Origin of the sequence: Corallibacter vietnamensis (genome assembly GCF_039537875.1) — a bacterium.
Lineage (GTDB): Bacteria > Bacteroidota > Bacteroidia > Flavobacteriales > Flavobacteriaceae > Corallibacter > Corallibacter vietnamensis.
The window spans coordinates 1,575,195-1,592,246 of the sequence record NZ_BAABBI010000001.1 but is presented as its reverse complement, the minus strand read 5'-3'; the positions used below and the strand labels follow the sequence as shown (position 1 = coordinate 1,592,246).

Annotated in this window: 15 protein-coding genes and 1 tRNA gene; 12 read left to right on the top strand and 4 right to left on the bottom strand. The window is 32.8% G+C overall.

The window, feature by feature from the left end:
* Positions 1-72 precede the first annotated feature (72 nt).
* Positions 73-3,297 (top strand): cytochrome c biogenesis protein, encoded by a 3,225-nt coding sequence (locus ABD690_RS07235; protein WP_344728802.1) that lies wholly within the window; start codon positions 73-75, stop codon positions 3,295-3,297.
* Between the two features lie 80 nt (positions 3,298-3,377).
* Here ABD690_RS07235 and ABD690_RS07230 read toward each other — a convergent pair whose 3' ends face one another.
* The 4 genes from ABD690_RS07230 to ABD690_RS07215 all read right to left on the bottom strand — a co-directional run bounded on the left by ABD690_RS07230 (position 3,378) and on the right by ABD690_RS07215 (position 7,151).
* Positions 3,378-4,820 carry a pyridoxal phosphate-dependent decarboxylase family protein gene (locus ABD690_RS07230; RefSeq protein ID WP_344728800.1) on the bottom strand — a complete coding sequence of 481 codons (1,443 nt, stop codon included), beginning with the start codon at positions 4,818-4,820 and terminating at the stop codon, positions 3,378-3,380.
* A 16-nt stretch (positions 4,821-4,836) separates the two neighbouring features.
* A complete protein-coding gene (locus tag ABD690_RS07225; protein WP_344728798.1) occupies positions 4,837-5,526 on the bottom strand; it encodes a ferredoxin reductase domain-containing protein in 690 nt (229 codons plus the stop codon).
* A gap of 65 nt (positions 5,527-5,591) precedes the next feature.
* The gene (locus tag ABD690_RS07220) at positions 5,592-6,845 is read right to left on the bottom strand and encodes a site-specific integrase (RefSeq protein ID WP_344728796.1); all 1,254 of its coding nucleotides are present in this window, start codon (positions 6,843-6,845) and stop codon (positions 5,592-5,594) included.
* 231 nt (positions 6,846-7,076) lie between these two features.
* Positions 7,077-7,151 (bottom strand) — tRNA-Pro (locus tag ABD690_RS07215).
* A 95-nt stretch (positions 7,152-7,246) separates the two neighbouring features.
* Here ABD690_RS07215 and ABD690_RS07210 point away from each other — a divergent pair.
* The 11 genes from ABD690_RS07210 to dapB all read left to right on the top strand — a co-directional run bounded on the left by ABD690_RS07210 (position 7,247) and on the right by dapB (position 17,035).
* Positions 7,247-8,344, top strand: a complete 1,098-nt coding sequence (locus tag ABD690_RS07210) for a PQQ-dependent sugar dehydrogenase (RefSeq protein ID WP_344728794.1) — start codon at positions 7,247-7,249, stop codon at positions 8,342-8,344.
* Position 8,345: 1 nt separating this feature from the next.
* Positions 8,346-8,783: a c-type cytochrome gene (locus ABD690_RS07205; protein ID WP_344728792.1), complete on the top strand. Its 438-nt coding sequence runs from the start codon at positions 8,346-8,348 to the stop codon at positions 8,781-8,783.
* A 53-nt stretch (positions 8,784-8,836) separates the two neighbouring features.
* A complete protein-coding gene (gene udk / locus ABD690_RS07200) occupies positions 8,837-9,445 on the top strand; it encodes a uridine kinase (protein WP_344728790.1) in 609 nt (202 codons plus the stop codon).
* A gap of 4 nt (positions 9,446-9,449) precedes the next feature.
* Positions 9,450-9,776, top strand: coding sequence for an FtsB family cell division protein (locus ABD690_RS07195; protein WP_344728788.1), 327 nt, complete (start codon positions 9,450-9,452; stop codon positions 9,774-9,776).
* A complete protein-coding gene (locus ABD690_RS07190) occupies positions 9,769-11,127 on the top strand; it encodes a methylmalonyl-CoA mutase subunit beta (protein WP_344729309.1) in 1,359 nt (452 codons plus the stop codon). Before ABD690_RS07195 ends, ABD690_RS07190 begins: the two co-directional genes overlap by 8 nt.
* Positions 11,128-11,138: 11 nt before the next feature.
* Positions 11,139-11,822, top strand: coding sequence for a hypothetical protein (locus ABD690_RS07185; RefSeq protein ID WP_344728786.1), 684 nt, complete (start codon positions 11,139-11,141; stop codon positions 11,820-11,822).
* Positions 11,823-11,825: 3 nt separating this feature from the next.
* A complete protein-coding gene (gene scpA / locus ABD690_RS07180) occupies positions 11,826-13,946 on the top strand; it encodes a methylmalonyl-CoA mutase (RefSeq protein ID WP_344728784.1) in 2,121 nt (706 codons plus the stop codon).
* 128 nt (positions 13,947-14,074) lie between these two features.
* A complete protein-coding gene (locus ABD690_RS07175) occupies positions 14,075-14,839 on the top strand; it encodes a ParA family protein (protein WP_344728782.1) in 765 nt (254 codons plus the stop codon).
* 3 nt (positions 14,840-14,842) lie between these two features.
* Entirely contained in the window at positions 14,843-15,745 is a 903-nt protein-coding gene (locus ABD690_RS07170) for a ParB/RepB/Spo0J family partition protein (protein ID WP_344728780.1), read from the top strand.
* Complete coding sequence (locus ABD690_RS07165) at positions 15,735-16,328, top strand: DUF5683 domain-containing protein (protein WP_344728778.1); 594 nt, start codon at positions 15,735-15,737, stop codon at positions 16,326-16,328. The genes ABD690_RS07170 and ABD690_RS07165 overlap by 11 nt, the downstream gene beginning before the upstream one ends.
* A gap of 2 nt (positions 16,329-16,330) precedes the next feature.
* Positions 16,331-17,035, top strand: a complete 705-nt coding sequence (gene dapB, locus ABD690_RS07160; protein ID WP_344728776.1) for a 4-hydroxy-tetrahydrodipicolinate reductase — start codon at positions 16,331-16,333, stop codon at positions 17,033-17,035.
* The last annotated feature ends 17 nt before the right edge of the window (positions 17,036-17,052 follow it).

Sequence of the window (17,052 nt, the reverse complement as noted above, 5' to 3'; positions counted from 1 at the left end):
TTAATAATCTTTTCAGGAATGTATAAAAAGAATATGAGGCGTTTTAAAAAAATCTTATTTTCAACACGAACCATGACTATTCTTTTACTTGTCTATGGTATTTCGATGATGGCTGCTACTTTTATAGAAAGCAGTTTTGACACCTCTACAGCGAAGGAATTAATTTACAACTCCATTTGGTTTGAAGTCTTGATGCTTTGGTTGATATTAATTTTTACAACAAATATTAAAACTTACCGATTAACAAGAAGAGAAAAATGGCCAATTCTTATTTTCCATTTGGCTTTCATTTTTATGTTTATTGGTGGTGCAATCACAAGGTATTCTAGCTTTGAAGGGCAAATGCCAATAAAAGAAGGTCAGACCACTAATGAAATAATAAGTGATTTAACTTATTTTAACCTATCTGTTACTGATGGTGACAAAACTTTGAATTATAACAAGCACCCTTATACGATGTCTTACTTTAATTCAAAGGACACCAAATGGCCTTTAAAGAGAACCTACAAACAAAACTTCCTATTTAAGGATAAGGTGATTACTTTAAAAAGTTTGGATTATATACCATCAGCCAAAGACTCTGTTGAAGCAACAGAGTTAGGAAAAAAAATGCTCAACATAGTATCTGTTGGACAGACAGGTAGAGTAAATAATTATATTTCAGATGGTGGCACTAAATCCATTAATGGGATGATTTTTAGTTTTAACAATCCTATAAAAGGATCGATTCAACTCACTGAAAGAAATAATAATCTCTATATTGATTTACCTGTTGAAGGACAATATATGTCGATGCTTGGACAACAAAAAGGTGTTGTTACTGATTCTTTATTATTAGCTAGACAATCCGGAACTATAAAAGCCAACGAATCTACTATGCTAAACCACAGAGCACTTTATAGCGTTAATGGTGTTAATTTCATCATCCCAAATAGTATTTTTAAAGGTAAAAGAGTGTATTACAAAGGTGACAAAACTGAACCTATGGACAAGAATTTATTAGATGTTGTCCAGATAGAACTGGAGTCGGGAAATACAAAAGACACACTATTTATCAAAGGAGGAAAAGGGGTAACAGGTTATAGTGAAACTACACAAATCAATGGCTTAAATGTTTCCATTGGTTTTGGATCTAAAATACTATACACGGATTTTAGCATACGCTGTGATGATTTTATACTTGATAGGTATCCAGGATCCAATAATCCATCATCTTATGAAAGTAAAATAACCATTATTGATTCTGATAAAGAAAACCAACACCATATTTATATGAACAATGTAGTTGATTATAAAGGGTATCGTTTTTTTCAGGCGAGTTATTTCCCTGATGAAAGTGGAACTATTCTCTCGGTAAATGCAGATAGATGGGGTACAAATGTGACATATTTTGGGTATTTTCTATTATTTACAGGAATGTTTTTTACACTGTTTTGGAAGAAAACACATTTTTGGAAATTGAATCATTCATTAAAAAAAATGCGCACCAAAAGTTACATTTTATTGTTCATGTTGTTTTTTGGGCTTGGAGCTACTGGTCATGCTCAAAACGATATATTTCAACCTGAAGACTCGCTGGCATTACAACATCAAAAAATTGGTCCTAATACACAGTTTGCAAAACCAAATGAGCTTGGTTCCAAAAGAATCATTAATCTGGATCATGCCAAAAAGTTTGGACAACTCTTGGTTCAGGATTTTCAAGGACGGGTTAAACCCATGGATACATACACTTTGGAACTTCTTCGAAAAATTCATAAAAAGGACGTCTATAAAAAAGGAGATATTAATATAACACCTATACAATGGTTTATCTCTATGCAAATTGACCCTGGATATTGGGCTAACGAACCTTTAATTAAAGTTAGTAAAAAGGGAGGCGACCAACTTATGAAAGAAACTGGCGCTAATGCAGATGGTTACACATCATATACAAATTTAGTAGACTTGAATTCCGGAATTTTTAAACTTGAAATTCAGAATAAAAATTCCTTTAGTAAACGAAAAGCGGAACAATCAAATTATGACAAGGCTGTTATAGAGGTAACTGAACGGTTTAATATTTTTAGCAATATTGCTTTTGGGTATTACACTAACATGATACCTGTAAAGAATGACCCATCACAAACATGGGTTAGCTGGATTTATAGTACCGAAGAAAGTCCTGTAGAGATAGATGAAACAGCTTATAGATTTTTAACCCCTTATTTTAATGGAGTAAAAGAAGGATTGAAAACTAATAATTGGATTAATGCCGATAAAAGTATTAAAGAGATTAGCGAGCTTCAAAAGACTTGGGGTAAAGATATAATACCATCAGATTTAAAAATCAAGCTGGAAATATTATATAACCACCTAAACGCTTTCTTTTGGCTCATGATAGTTTATAGTTTTTTAGGCATGGCTTTGATTATAATTGGCTTTTTAGGAGTGCTTTCTTCAATTCCAAAATATCATCGTTTAATTCATTTCTCTACTAAAATATTGCTAGGTTTAATGGTATTAGCATTGACTATTCAAGCATTAGCTTTAGCCGTTCGTTGGTATCTTTCAGGTCATGCGCCTTGGAGCAATGGTTATGAAGCCATCATCTTTATTTCAGGAATTGGAGTATTGTCAGGGTTACTTCTTTACAAAAATCGAAATGCTTTTATACCTGCCGCTGGAGCTTTGGTAGCGATGATAATGATGGGATTTGCTCATGGTGGATCCATGTTAGATCCTCAAATTACGCCTTTGGAACCGGTTTTAAAGTCCTATTGGCTCATGGTGCATGTGGGTATCATAACCTCCAGTTATGGGTTCTTTGGATTGTCGGCTGTATTAAGTGTCATTTCGTTAATCCTATTTAGCATAAAACCCTCAAAAAAAACATCACATTCTATTAAGGAATTGACCATAGTCAATGAAATGTCCTTGACCATAGGTGTGTTTGCATTAACAATTGGCACTTTTCTTGGAGGTATGTGGGCAAATGAGAGCTGGGGACGATATTGGAGTTGGGACCCTAAAGAGACTTGGGCATTCATATCAGTTATATTATATGCCGTTGTTTTGCACTTAAGATTGGTGCCTAAACTTAAAAGCAAATTAGTATTCAATATCGCTAGTTTATGGGCTATATGGTCTATTATATTTACTTATTTTGGGGTTAATTATTACCTCACAGGGCTTCATTCATATGCTGCAGGCGAACCTATACCAATTCCTATTTGGATATATGTTACAGTTGTAGCGATGTTAATAGTATCTGTAGTTGCTTATTTTAGAGGTAAGAAGATTGGGATAAGATTATAAAAACATAGAATTGTATTTATAATTCTGGTTTTTAAATTGATTTTTTAATAAACTAAAAAAAGAGGATACCTAAATATCAACTAAACATCTAGATGCGTTTTTATTTTTTTAAGCAAGCACAGTAACAAGTCTAATTCTTGTTTATGAGTTCGAAAAGACAATATTGCTGCACGTAAAGTTAATTTGTTATCCAAAATGGTTGAAGAAATAAATATTCTACCATCTTGTTGAATATAATCCAATATTATTTTATTAAGCACATCACTTTCATAGCCTTTTAATTCCAATCTAAAAGCTACAACGCTTAAATCTGGTTCACATAGAACTTTATAACCAATTATTGAAAGTTCTTGGTATAAGTAATAGGCTAATTGTAATTTTTCATTTAGATATTCTGAAAAAACAGTGTCTCCATATAATTTTAAAGGCAACCACATTCGAAGCCCTCTAAAGTGTTTACTCAATTCTGGAGATAGGTCAGCTGGCGAATATTGATTATCATTTTTTGCATCTCTCATGTAATTAGAATTAGCATTATAACTATGAGCTTCTGCGAGATACTTTATATTTTTCACTAAAACAATTCCCAAACCATATGGCATAAATAAACCTTTGTGAGGGTCAAGTATAATAGAATCTGCAAGCTCCATTCCTTTAAGTTTATCCTTCCCCAAAGCTGTCAATTTAAAAAAGCCACCGTATGCCGCATCTATATGCAACCAAATATGATGTGCTTTAGATATGTTACTTAATTTTATTAAAGGGTCCACAGATCCAACGTCAGTTGATCCTGCATTCGCTATAATTAAGAAAGGAACTAAACCTATATGTTTATCATGCTTGATTTGAGTTTCTAAATCTTGTACAGACATTTTAAAGCGTGAATCAACAGGAATTTCCCGTAAAACACATTTTTCTAGCCCTGTAATCTTCAAAGCTTTATATACACTATGGTGCGTTTGGGATGTAAAATAAATAACACTTTTTGAAACATTTGATATTGCAATACCTTTACTATGTTTAGCTGTATGAAGTGCAATTAGGTTTGCCATACTTCCTCCAGATGTTAGGTTTCCACCAAAGTCTTTGTCATAGCCTATTAATTTTCCAGTCCAATTTATCAATGCATCTTCCATTCTTACAGCACCTGGCGATGCATAAAACACTCCTGCATACCTATTAGTAATAGCTGCGAGATAGTCACCTAGTGCTGATGTATAGATTCCACCACCTGGAATATATCCTAAATGGCCGCCAGAAGCCGCATTGAGTCCTGTATTTAGCACTCGTTCCTTAAAAAACACTAGTATATCTTCTATCGAATTTTTCTTTTTATCAATATCAAAAAATGAATCATATTCTGTTATTTCATTTGTATCAAAATGGTAAGCTTTCTGTTCTTCTATAGTATGAATAAATTCCTCTGAAAAATTAATTATCTTTTCATACAATGATTTTCTTTCAATAGCTGATTCTTCCAACTCAAAAATATTAGTAGGCATTTTTGATTTATCTTCTTTCATAAGTTATTTATAACATTTAGAACTTATATCCTGTTTGAATGTAATCTTGATTGACACCAATTGTTATTAAATGTGTTCTTACATCTTCTTCAAATTTTCTTGGACCACAGATATAAAATTTTTGTTCAGTGCTTTTAACTAGTTTCAACAAGAAGTCTTTATCTATTTTCCCAAAATAATGACCACCATATTTAGATCTACTTAAAATAAGTGACAAGTTAGAACTGAATAATTGTTTCAGTTTTTTATAAAATATAACGTCATCTTTAGTTTTATTGGCATAAATTAGATTATGATCATGTTTGACATCAATACCTTTCTCTTGCAAATCCTTAAAAATTGGCAAAAAAGGGGTTATACCAGTTCCAGCAGCAATAAAAGTACCACTTCCATCATACTTATAGGAATCCCAAGCTTTGGATAATTGAATTGTATCATTCTTCAATAACTCTGAAACCCCCTTCGTTAGGCCATTTTCAGTTGGATAAATTTTTATAACAAATTCCAAATAATTATCTGTCGGCACATTGGCTATTGTAAAAGGAGCCACTGCCAATTCATAACCTGGTTTATCAATACTTAAATCCACTGCTTGTCCCACACTAAATTCAAATCTCCAGGGCTTTGTCACTTTTAAAGATAAAACGTTGTGATTTATAGCTGTTAAGCTTAAAACTTTTGCCTTATGTGGAAAAACAAACTCCATCATTTATTATTTTAATATCCTTATAATTTGGATGCTTTTTTATTCAATTGGTTACAAATGATTTCTTAACCATTAAATTTAATTTTTCGCTTTTGGACTTGTTTTGATAGTTTCAACTTTAATAAAGCCATATCTCCACTTACTTTTCTTTCAATAACTTTTGCATAAATTTGAGTAGTAGCGATTTTAGAGTGACCAAGAAGTTTTGATACAGTTTCAATAGGCACACCATTACTTAAAGTAACTGTGGTTGCGAAAGTGTGACGAGCAATATGAAAAGTTAGATTCTTTTTGATTTTGCATAAATCCGCAATTTCTTTTAAATACGAGTTGAGCTTTTGATTTGAAATATTAGGAAATAAGGTTTTTGTTTTCTTGGTTTTGATATGCCCTTTGTATTTCTGAATTAATTCTTCAGCAATTGGAAGTAGTGGGATTTTTACTTTGTTATGTGTTTTTTGTCTATTGGTGATTATCCATTTTCCGCCATCAATACCAAAGGTGATATTGTCTTCGTTGAGGTTCATGACATCAATGTATGATAAACCAGTATAGCAGCTAAAAACAAACAAATCCTTAACGAGCCCCAGTCTTTCTATTTCAAATTCTTTTTCGATAATAGATTGCAATTCATCCTCACTTAAAAACTCACGTTCATTTTTGATATACGTTGGTTTGAATTTTATAAAAGGGTCTTTATCTATCCATTCCATTTTATATGCCAATGTTACCATTTTACGAAGTCGTTGAATATGTTTCATAACCGTGTTGTTTTCCATTTGTTTTTGATGGTCCTCCGGAACATAGGAACGTAAGAACTTTTCAAAGTCAACCAAAAACCGAAACGTTAATTGAGACAAATAGATGTCTTGAATTTTCTTTTTGTTAAGAAATAGTTTGATATACTTTTGGGTAGTGAAATAATTCTTTAAAGTACCATAGCTTAAAGATTCGCTCATTTGGGTATTGTGGTAATCTACCAATGTAAGTAAAGAATATTCTTCGTTGTCCTCTCCCAGAAATCTTGCTTTAATGGATTGAGCACAGATAAACGCTTTCTCTTTTACAAGTTCGTCATGAGCTTCATATATTCTATTTTTGATCTGGTCTAAATACCTGTTGAGTAGTCTTGATTCTTGTTTGTTCCCTCTTGCTCTTCCTTTGTTGGAATCCCATTCAGATACAATTACTTTTCGTTTTAAACTAATATTTGCTCGTTTACCATTAACAGTTATTCTGCCATAAACAGAAACTCGGTTATTTTTTGCACGCGTTGCGTTTACCCAAAATGATAAACTGAAGGTGGTTTGTGATTGCATAGTTGTCGTCTTTTTGTTAAACATTCATTCAAGACGAAAGTCAAATCAACTATTTCAATTACAGAGTTTTAAGTATCTATCGGTTCACACTTTTTGTGTTTTGAAACTGTGAACCGAATTGTGAACCGAATTAAACCATATTAATTCAATTCTTATGATAACCCAAAAACCATAAAACCTTGTAAATCATACGATTTACAAGGTTTTAGTTTCTATTGGTATTCATTTTTGTCGGGGTGGCAGGATTCGAACCTGCGACCTCCGCGTCCCAAACGCGGCGCGATAACCGGGCTACGCTACACCCCGAAAAATTGGTTATCAATTTAGGACTGCAAATATATAGCTTTTCTTTAAATTAAAAGAATAATTATTTTTAAATTTATATCCAATCTGTTTTTTTTATGAAACGACACTACACTTTGTTATTTACCATCGTATTTATCAGTCTTCTAGCTTGTGCTCAAGAGAAAAAAGACACGACAAAAAATAATTACGAACTTATAGTTCCTGACTTAACAATACCTTGGGGTTTTACTTTTTTACCAGACAACACTATTTTAATTACTGAAAAAGAAGGCAAGCTCATTCATTATAAAAATGGTGCTAAAACTGAAATTTCGGGGTTACCAGAAATATATGTAAGAGGTCAAGGTGGTTTACTTGATATAGCTTTGCACCCTGATTTTAAAAATAACGGTTGGATATATTTCACTTACGCATCGCCCAAAGGCACTAGAAAAGGAGGCAACACAGCATTAATGCGAGCAAAAATTAAAAATAACACTTTAATAAATAAAGAACTGCTATATAAAGCTGAACCGAACACTACAAAAGGGCAACATTTTGGCTCTAGGATTGTTTTTGACAAGAATAGCTATTTATATTTCTCAATTGGCGAACGTGGAGACAGAGACACAAACCCACAAGACATTACTAGAGATGGTGGTAAAATTTACAGACTGCATGATGATGGCTCTATACCTGAAGACAACCCTTTTATAAATGTCTCTAATGCTAAAAAAGCAATTTACAGTTATGGTCATAGAAACCCTCAAGGCATGACCATTCACCCTGAAAGTGGTGCTATTTGGTCTCATGAACATGGTCCAAGAGGCGGTGACGAAATAAACATTATAAAAGCAGGCAAAAACTATGGCTGGCCAGTAATAAGTTATGGTATAAATTACAGCGGAACAAAATTTACTGACATCACAAAAAAAGAAGGCATGGAACAACCTCTTCATTATTGGGATCCATCAATAGCCCCTAGCGGCATGGCTTTTGTCTCTAGCGAAAATTATAAAAAATGGAAAGGAAACTTGCTTGTTGGCTCTCTAAAATATCAATACGTAAGCAGGTGTATCATTCAAAACAACACCGTTATTAAAGAGGAAAAAATTTTAGAAAATCTAGGACGTGTGCGTTCAATAGTTCAAGCTCCTGATGGTTACATTTATGTAGGTATTGAAAATTTAGGAATCGTAAAACTTTTAAACTAAAATGTTAAAAAACATATCATTAATCATTATCGTATTACTACTCGTTACATCTTGTAAGAATACTAACAGTAAGCAGGATTTAGCAATAAACAACACTCAAGATCCAGAACTAAAATCTAGTATTCAACGAGGAAAAACAGTTTACTCTGATTTTTGTGTATCATGCCATATGCCTAATGGCAAAGGTGTTCCTAAAGCATTTCCTCCTTTAGCTAAATCTGATTTTTTAAAAAATAACCAAGAAAAAAGTATACACGCTATAAAATACGGACTAACAGGAAAAATCACCGTAAACGGTATTACCTACAATAGCGCCATGGTACCGTTAGGGCTATCTGATAGTGAAATTGCTGATGTTATGAATTATATTAACAATGCTTGGGGAAATAACATTTCTAATATTGTTACCACTGAAAAAGTTTCAAAAATTCAACGATAATTTTCGATAGTAAATAACTAAATTTGCCTTTTAATTATTAAAAAAAAGAATTCATGCTGATTATTGGAATTGCTGGTGGCACAGGATGCGGAAAAACAACCGTAGTTAATCAAATTTTAGATCAACTACCAGAAGGAGAAGTTGGTGTAATTTCTCAAGACTCTTATTACAAAGACACATCTCATTTAAGTTTTGATGAACGTGTAAAAATAAATTTTGACCATCCAAGATCTATTGATTTTGAACTTATTGAAACTCACTTAAAAGCTCTAAAAAAAGGAGAAACAATTCAGCAACCAGTATATTCTTTTGTAAAACATAACAGAACTGGAGACACAATATTAACACACCCAAGAAAGGTTATGATTGTAGAGGGTATTTTAATTTTATCTCACCCTGAAATTAGAGACCTTTTTGACATAAAAATATTTGTTCATGCTGATAGTGACGAACGATTAATACGAAGGTTAAAACGTGATATTTCTGAACGTGGTAGAGATTTAGACGAAGTTTTATCTCGCTATCAAAACACTCTAAAACCAATGCATCAGCAATTCATAGAACCTATGAAAGAATATGCCGATATTATAATACCAAACAATAAATATAATACCGTAGCTGTTGATATTGTAAAAACTATTATTAACGAACGTTTAGTATAAAAACATGGCTCTAAAAAACAACAAATACCTTAAACCCTTCAAGAATGTTTTTTTGTTAATTCTTGTTGTGTTTGCTGTTTGGATGATTTTTTTAGATTCTAACTCTTGGCTTATTCATCATGAATTAAATTCTGATATAGATGAACTTGAAGCTGAAAAAGAATACTATCAAAAAGAAATAATAAAAGACAAGAAAGCTATAAAAGCATTGAGCACAGAAGATGGCATAGAAAAACTAGCTCGAGAAAAATATTATATGAAAAAAGACAATGAAGATATTTATATTATAGAATATGAAGACAGCATTGCTAAAACAAGACATGATGAGTGACAAGCTATTTAATGACTTTCCAGAGATTACCTCAAAGGAGTGGAAACAAAAAATACAAGTAGATTTAAAAGGTGCTGACTATAACGAAACCTTAATTTGGAAAACAAACGAAGGAATTGATGTCAAACCATTTTATCACGCTGATGAATTTGAAACATTACCTGAAAACTCAAAATCTCAAGCATCTAAATGGGCTATTTGTGAAACTATTTTTGTTACCGACGCTAAAAAATCAAACACGCAAGCCTTACAAGCCTTAAATAGAGGTGCTGAAAGTATACTTTTTGTTATTCCTAATAAAGACATTGTTATAGATCACTTACTAAATGACATTGATAATGCGCAAACACCATTACATTTTCATTTACAATTTTTAAACTCGAGCTTTACAGAAACTCTTACAAAATCTACCAATAAAGACAACACGTTTATACATTGTGATATCATTGGCAATTTGGCAAAATCAGGTAATTGGTTTTCAAATTTAAATGAAGATCATAAACAGCTTGAACTTATTTTTAAAGACACAAATACATTAAGCGTAGATTTATCTTTATACCAAAACGCCGGAGCCACATCTGTACAACAGCTAGCTTATGCATTAGCTCATGCAAATGAATATCTTAATTATTTAAAAAAGCAACCATTAAACAACCTTAAAATTGTTTTCAATACAACCATTGGTACCAATTACTTTTTTGAGATAGCAAAACTTCGTGCCTTAAGACTATTGTGGCAAACACTAGCTTCTGAATACGAAGCCAATGTAAATTGTCATATATTCTCAATACCAACAAAGCGCAATAAAACACTTTACGACTACAACACCAACATGCTTCGTAGCACAACAGAATGTATGAGCGCCATTCTTGGAGGCGCAAATACCGTTTGTAATTTAGCTTACGATGCCATTTACCATAAAAATAATGAGTTTGGAAGTCGAATATCTAGAAATCAGTTGTTAATTTTAAAACATGAAAGCTATTTTAATAAAGTAAATAACCCTTCTGACGGCGCTTACTACATTGAGAGTTTAACCAATCAACTTGCTGAAAAATCTCTTGCATTATTTAAAGATATAGAAGAAAACGGCGGATTTCTTCATCAGTTAAAAGAAGGCACAATTCAACGTAAAATAAAAGAAAGTGCCGAAAAAGAACAAGAGCAGTTTAATTCTGGAGACATCGTTTTATTAGGAACCAACAAGCACCCTAATCTAGAAGACAAAATGCAAAATGAACTAGAATTGTATCCTTTTGTAAAAACTAACACAAGAAAAACCCTCATAGAGCCTATCATAGAAAAAAGGTTAGCAGAAACTCATGAACAAAACAGATTACAAACAGAATAAATAAAAAAATCATGAAAACTTCTTTAAAACTTTCAATTTTAGCCATTACATTATTACTATTAAATTGCGAAAACAAACATAAAACAGTAATAGATTATAAATTTGCTGATAAAGAAACCGCAATTATTTGTGGAAACTCTGATGAAGCAAAACTATTAAACGAAGCCCTTTATAGCTTTGAAGATGATATTACACAGTTTTATTTTAAACAAAATTCAAATGTACCTGCTGCATACAATCGTTTCTTTAAATTAGCAGCTGCAAACAGAGTTAAATTTGAAGAAATTGCCACACCTCACACGCTTGAAATTTTTAACGCTTTAAAAAACAATACTGATTTACTAAAAGACAACTCAATAAACTATAATTCAGAGATTATTTCTTGTCTTTCAGAAAATTTTCAAAATAAAGATTTAAAAACCACATTTCATGCATTAGTTAATACAAATAGTATGGAGGCTACGTTGTTTTATCCAGCATTATTACCTCACATAAGAAGCACTAAAACAGATAGAAATTTAGGACTTTACGTTGCTTTAGATTTTTATTACAAAAACCTAAAAGATTTAGACACTTCTCAATTAGGAAAAAAAGAAGAATCATCTAATGTTAGCTTCCCAAACAAAGCCATAAAAAATGCACCTATTCAAAAAAACGCAACTGATCATAAAGGTCACGAAGGTCATAATCATTAAAAAATGAGCAGAAAAAATCTCCAACATATAACCATAAAACCTAATTCATCACAGCCAAATACTGATATTTCAGAATTTGACACAGCTGAAAACATTCCTGTAAAATCTGACTACTCAAAAGCAGATATCAAAGATTTAGAACACCTAAACTTTGTAGCTGGAATAGCACCCAACTTACGTGGTCCATACAGCACCATGTATGTTCGCAGACCTTGGACAATACGTCAATATGCTGGGTTTAGTACCGCTGAAGAAAGTAATGCTTTTTACAGACGTAACCTTGCTGCAGGACAAAAAGGCTTATCTGTAGCTTTTGATTTAGCAACCCATCGTGGCTACGATAGCGACCACGAGCGCGTTGTCGGCGATGTAGGTAAAGCTGGTGTTGCCATAGATAGTGTTGAAGACATGAAAGTACTCTTTGACCAAATACCTTTAGATAAAATGTCGGTATCCATGACTATGAATGGAGCTGTTTTACCTATAATGGCATTTTATATTGTTGCTGCAGAAGAACAAGGTGTAAAACCTGAACAATTAGCAGGAACCATTCAAAATGATATTCTAAAAGAGTTTATGGTGCGTAATACTTACATTTATCCACCAACGCCTTCCATGAAAATCATTTCAGATATTTTTGAATATACCAGCAAAAACATGCCTAAATTCAATAGTATAAGTATATCTGGATACCACATGCAAGAAGCTGGTGCTACTTGTGATATTGAACTTGCTTATACACTTGCTGATGGTTTAGAATATATCAGAAAAGGACTGGCAGCAGGAATGGATATTGACACTTTTGCGCCACGTTTATCTTTCTTCTGGGCCATTGGGATGAATCATTTTATGGAAATTGCCAAAATGCGTGCCGCAAGAATGCTTTGGGCAAAATTGGTAAAACAATTTAATCCAAAAAACTCTAAATCTTTAGCATTACGAACCCATTGTCAAACCAGTGGTTGGAGTTTAACAGAGCAAGATCCTTTTAACAATGTTGCTAGAACTACAATAGAAGCTGCTGCTGCTGCTTTTGGAGGCACACAAAGTTTACATACTAATGCACTTGACGAAGCTATTGCATTGCCAACAGATTTTTCGGCTAGAATTGCGCGTAACACGCAAATTTTCTTACAAGAAGAAACCCATATTACAAAAACCGTTGATCCCTGGGCAGGAAGCTATTATGTAGAAAAATTAACGCACGATATTGCTGAAAAAGCTTGGTCTCTTATACAGGAAATTGAAAACCTTGGTGGTATGACCAAAGCCATAGAATCTGGAATTCCTAAAATACGCATTGAAGAAGCCGCAGCTCGTAAGCAAGCTCGAATAGATTCTGGTCAAGACATTATTGTTGGTGTAAATAAATACAGACTTGATCAAGAAGACCCAATAACAACACTTGAAGTAGATAATCAAACGGTTAGAAACTCCCAAATAGATCGTATAAACAGCATAAAAGCTTCTAGAGATACCAGTAAAGTTGAGGCCACTTTAACAAATTTAACAGAAGCTGCTAAAACCGGAAAAGAAAATTTACTAGCTTTAGCAGTAGAAGCAGCAAGAGAACGTGCTACTCTAGGAGAAATAAGCAATGCTCTAGAAGCTGCATTTGGACGTTATAAAGCGCAAATTAAATCATTTTCTGGTGTGTATAGTAAAGAAATAAAAGACGACGAATCCTTTAAAAAAGCAAAAGACCTTGCTGATAAATTTGCAGAACAAGATGGTCGTAGACCTCGTATTATGATTGCAAAAATGGGACAAGATGGTCATGATCGTGGAGCAAAAGTTGTTGCTACTGGTTATGCCGATGTTGGTTTTGATGTAGATATTGGACCACTTTTTCAAACACCACAAGAAGCTGCAAAACAAGCTGTAGAAAACGACGTACATATTTTGGGTGTGTCAAGTTTAGCTGCTGGACACAAAACATTAGTACCACAAGTTATTGAAGCTTTAAAAACCTATGGTCGTGATGATATTATGGTAATTGTTGGTGGCGTAATACCAAAACAAGACTATCAATATTTATTTGATGCAGGAGCTGTTGCAGTATTTGGTCCCGGAACTAAAATAAGTGATGCTGCTATTAAAATTCTAGAAATTTTAATTGATTAGTGCTCTGTTTTTTCAATAACAAAAACTGCTATATCCAGAAGACATTAATATTCACGAAGTGTTAACAAATTCCATTTCATTTCCTAATAAATAATTGTATTTTTACGGAACTAAAACCAAATCAATTAATGGGTAAAATTATAGCAATTGCTAATCAAAAAGGTGGTGTAGGAAAAACAACTACATCTGTAAATTTAGCAGCTTCTTTGGGAGTTCTTGAGAAAAAAGTACTATTAATAGATGCCGACCCACAAGCAAATGCAACATCTGGATTAGGAATAGATGTTGAAACTGTAGAAATTGGGACATATCAGCTTTTAGAACACACCAATTCTGTAAAAGACGCTATTATTAAAACAGATTCTCCAAATCTAGATGTAGTACCTGCTCATATAGATTTAGTAGCCATTGAAATTGAATTGGTAGATAAAGATGCGCGTGAGTATATGCTACAAAAAGCATTACAAGAAGTCAAAGACGAATACGATTTTATTTTAATTGATTGCGCTCCATCTTTAGGATTATTAACGCTTAATGCATTAACAGCATCAGATTCTGTTATTATCCCAATACAATGCGAATATTTTGCATTAGAAGGGCTAGGCAAATTATTAAACACTGTAAAGAGTGTTCAGAAAATACATAACAAAACATTAGATATTGAAGGTTTATTGCTAACCATGTATGATTCTCGCTTAAGGTTATCAAATCAAGTTGTAGAAGAAGTACAAAAACATTTTAATGATATGGTATTTCAAACCATTATACAGCGAAATGTACGTTTAAGTGAAGCTCCTAGCTACGGTGAAAGCATTATTAATTACGATGCAGGTAGTAAAGGCGCTAGCAACTACTTAAGTTTAGCAAAAGAACTTATTAATAAAAACTCCTAATTTATGGCGAAGGCAACCAAGAAACAGGCTTTAGGAAGAGGACTATCAGCGCTTTTAAAAGATCCATCAAACGATATTTCATCGGTTCAAGACAAAAACGCAGACAAGGTAATTGGTAATATTGTAGAGCTTGAAATAGATGCTATTGAAATAAACCCTTTTCAACCTAGAACAAACTTCAACGAAGAAATGCTTCGTGAATTAGCTTCTTCTATTAAAGAATTAGGTGTTATTCAACCAATAACTGTAAGAAAACTAGACTTTAATAAATTTCAATTAGTATCTGGAGAACGTCGTTTTAGAGCATCAAAACTTATAGGATTAGAAACTATTCCTGCCTACATTCGTATCGCTAACGATCAAGAATCGTTAGAAATGGCTCTTGTTGAAAACATACAACGTCAAGATTTAGACCCTATTGAAATTGCTTTATCATACCAACGTTTAATTGATGAGATTAACCTCACTCAAGAACAAATGAGTGAACGTGTAGGAAAAAAACGTTCTACAATTGCTAATTATTTACGCTTACTTAAATTAGATCCTATTATTCAAACAGGTATGCGAGATGGTTTTATATCAATGGGACATGGACGTGCCATAATAAATATAGAAGACCAAAACACGCAATTAGATATCTACGAAAAAATAATCACCAATAAACTATCTGTTAGAGATACTGAAGCTTTAGTAAGATCATATCAAACTGATAAAAAAGTAAAAACTCCGGCAGAGAAGCAAGAACTTCCAAAGTACATAAAAAAAGGAGTTAAAGACTTTTCTGAATACTTTGGTCATAAAATAAACGTTAAAGTTTCAAAAAATGGTAAAGGAAACATTACCATTCCTTTTCATTCTGAAGAAGATTTTAATCGTATCATTAAACTTGTAAAACGTGACAATTAGATTTATTGCAACACTATTTTTTTCTATTTTCCTCTGTTTTAATTCTTTTGCTCAAGATGATAAAAATAAAGGCAAGAAATCAACTATTACACCTACAGAAGAGTTAGTAGTACAAGCTGGAGATCCTATTAGAGAACCTATAGATCCTTTATCTCCTGCTCGAGCGGCATTTTATTCTGCCGTTTTGCCTGGTTTAGGGCAAGCTTACAATAAAAAATACTGGAAAATCCCTATTGTTTATGCTGGTTTAGGTATAAGTATGTATTTTTATTTAGACAATCATAAAGAATACAGTCGCTATCGCGATGCTTACAAAAGACGTCTTGCTGGTTTTTCAGATGATGAATTCCCAACAGTTACAAACGCTGGTTTAATTGAGGCGCAAAATACCCTACGAAGAAACAAAGAAATATCATTACTTGTTACCATAGGTTTATATGCTTTAAATATTATTGATGCCAATGTAAGCGCACATTTATTACAGTATAATGTTGATGACAGGTTAACACTAAAACCACATTATAAGATTAATGAGTTTGACAATACCGGTGATTTAGGGCTAACTCTTAATTTCAAATTTTAGCTATGAAAATTGCATTATTAGGCTACGGAAAAATGGGAAAAACCATTGAAAAAATTGCCATAGATCGTGGTCATGAAATTGTTATTAAAACATCTGACGAAGATGGCTATGATATTACAAAAGCAGATGTTGCTATAGACTTTAGCGTACCTAATGCTGCTTTTTTTAATATTGTAAACTGCTTTAAGCACCAAGTTCCTGTTATTTCTGGAACTACAGGCTGGCTAGACAACTACAATAAAGCTATTGCTATTTGTGAAGAAGAAAAAGGGGCTTTTATTTATGCTTCAAATTTTAGTTTAGGAGTAAATATTTTTTTCGAATTGAATAATTACCTGGCCAAAATGATGGGACAATTAAAGCAATATGAAGTGTCTATGGAAGAGATACATCATACACAAAAACTTGATGCGCCTAGCGGGACTGCTATATCTCTTGCCGAAGGTATCATTAAAGAACATCCTGAATATACCAACTGGAAATTAGGTAATGAAGAGACAAACAAAACAATACCTATAACAGCAAAACGTATTGAAAATGTACCAGGAACTCATCGTATAGATTATGGTAGTCATACAGATACTATTTCTATTACGCATACAGCTCATAACCGAGAAGGGTTTGCTTTAGGTGCTGTTATAGCTGCCGAATGGATTTTAGGAAAAACGGGAGTATTCGCTATGAAAGACGTGTTAAATATTGGTTAAACTCATTACTATTAGTA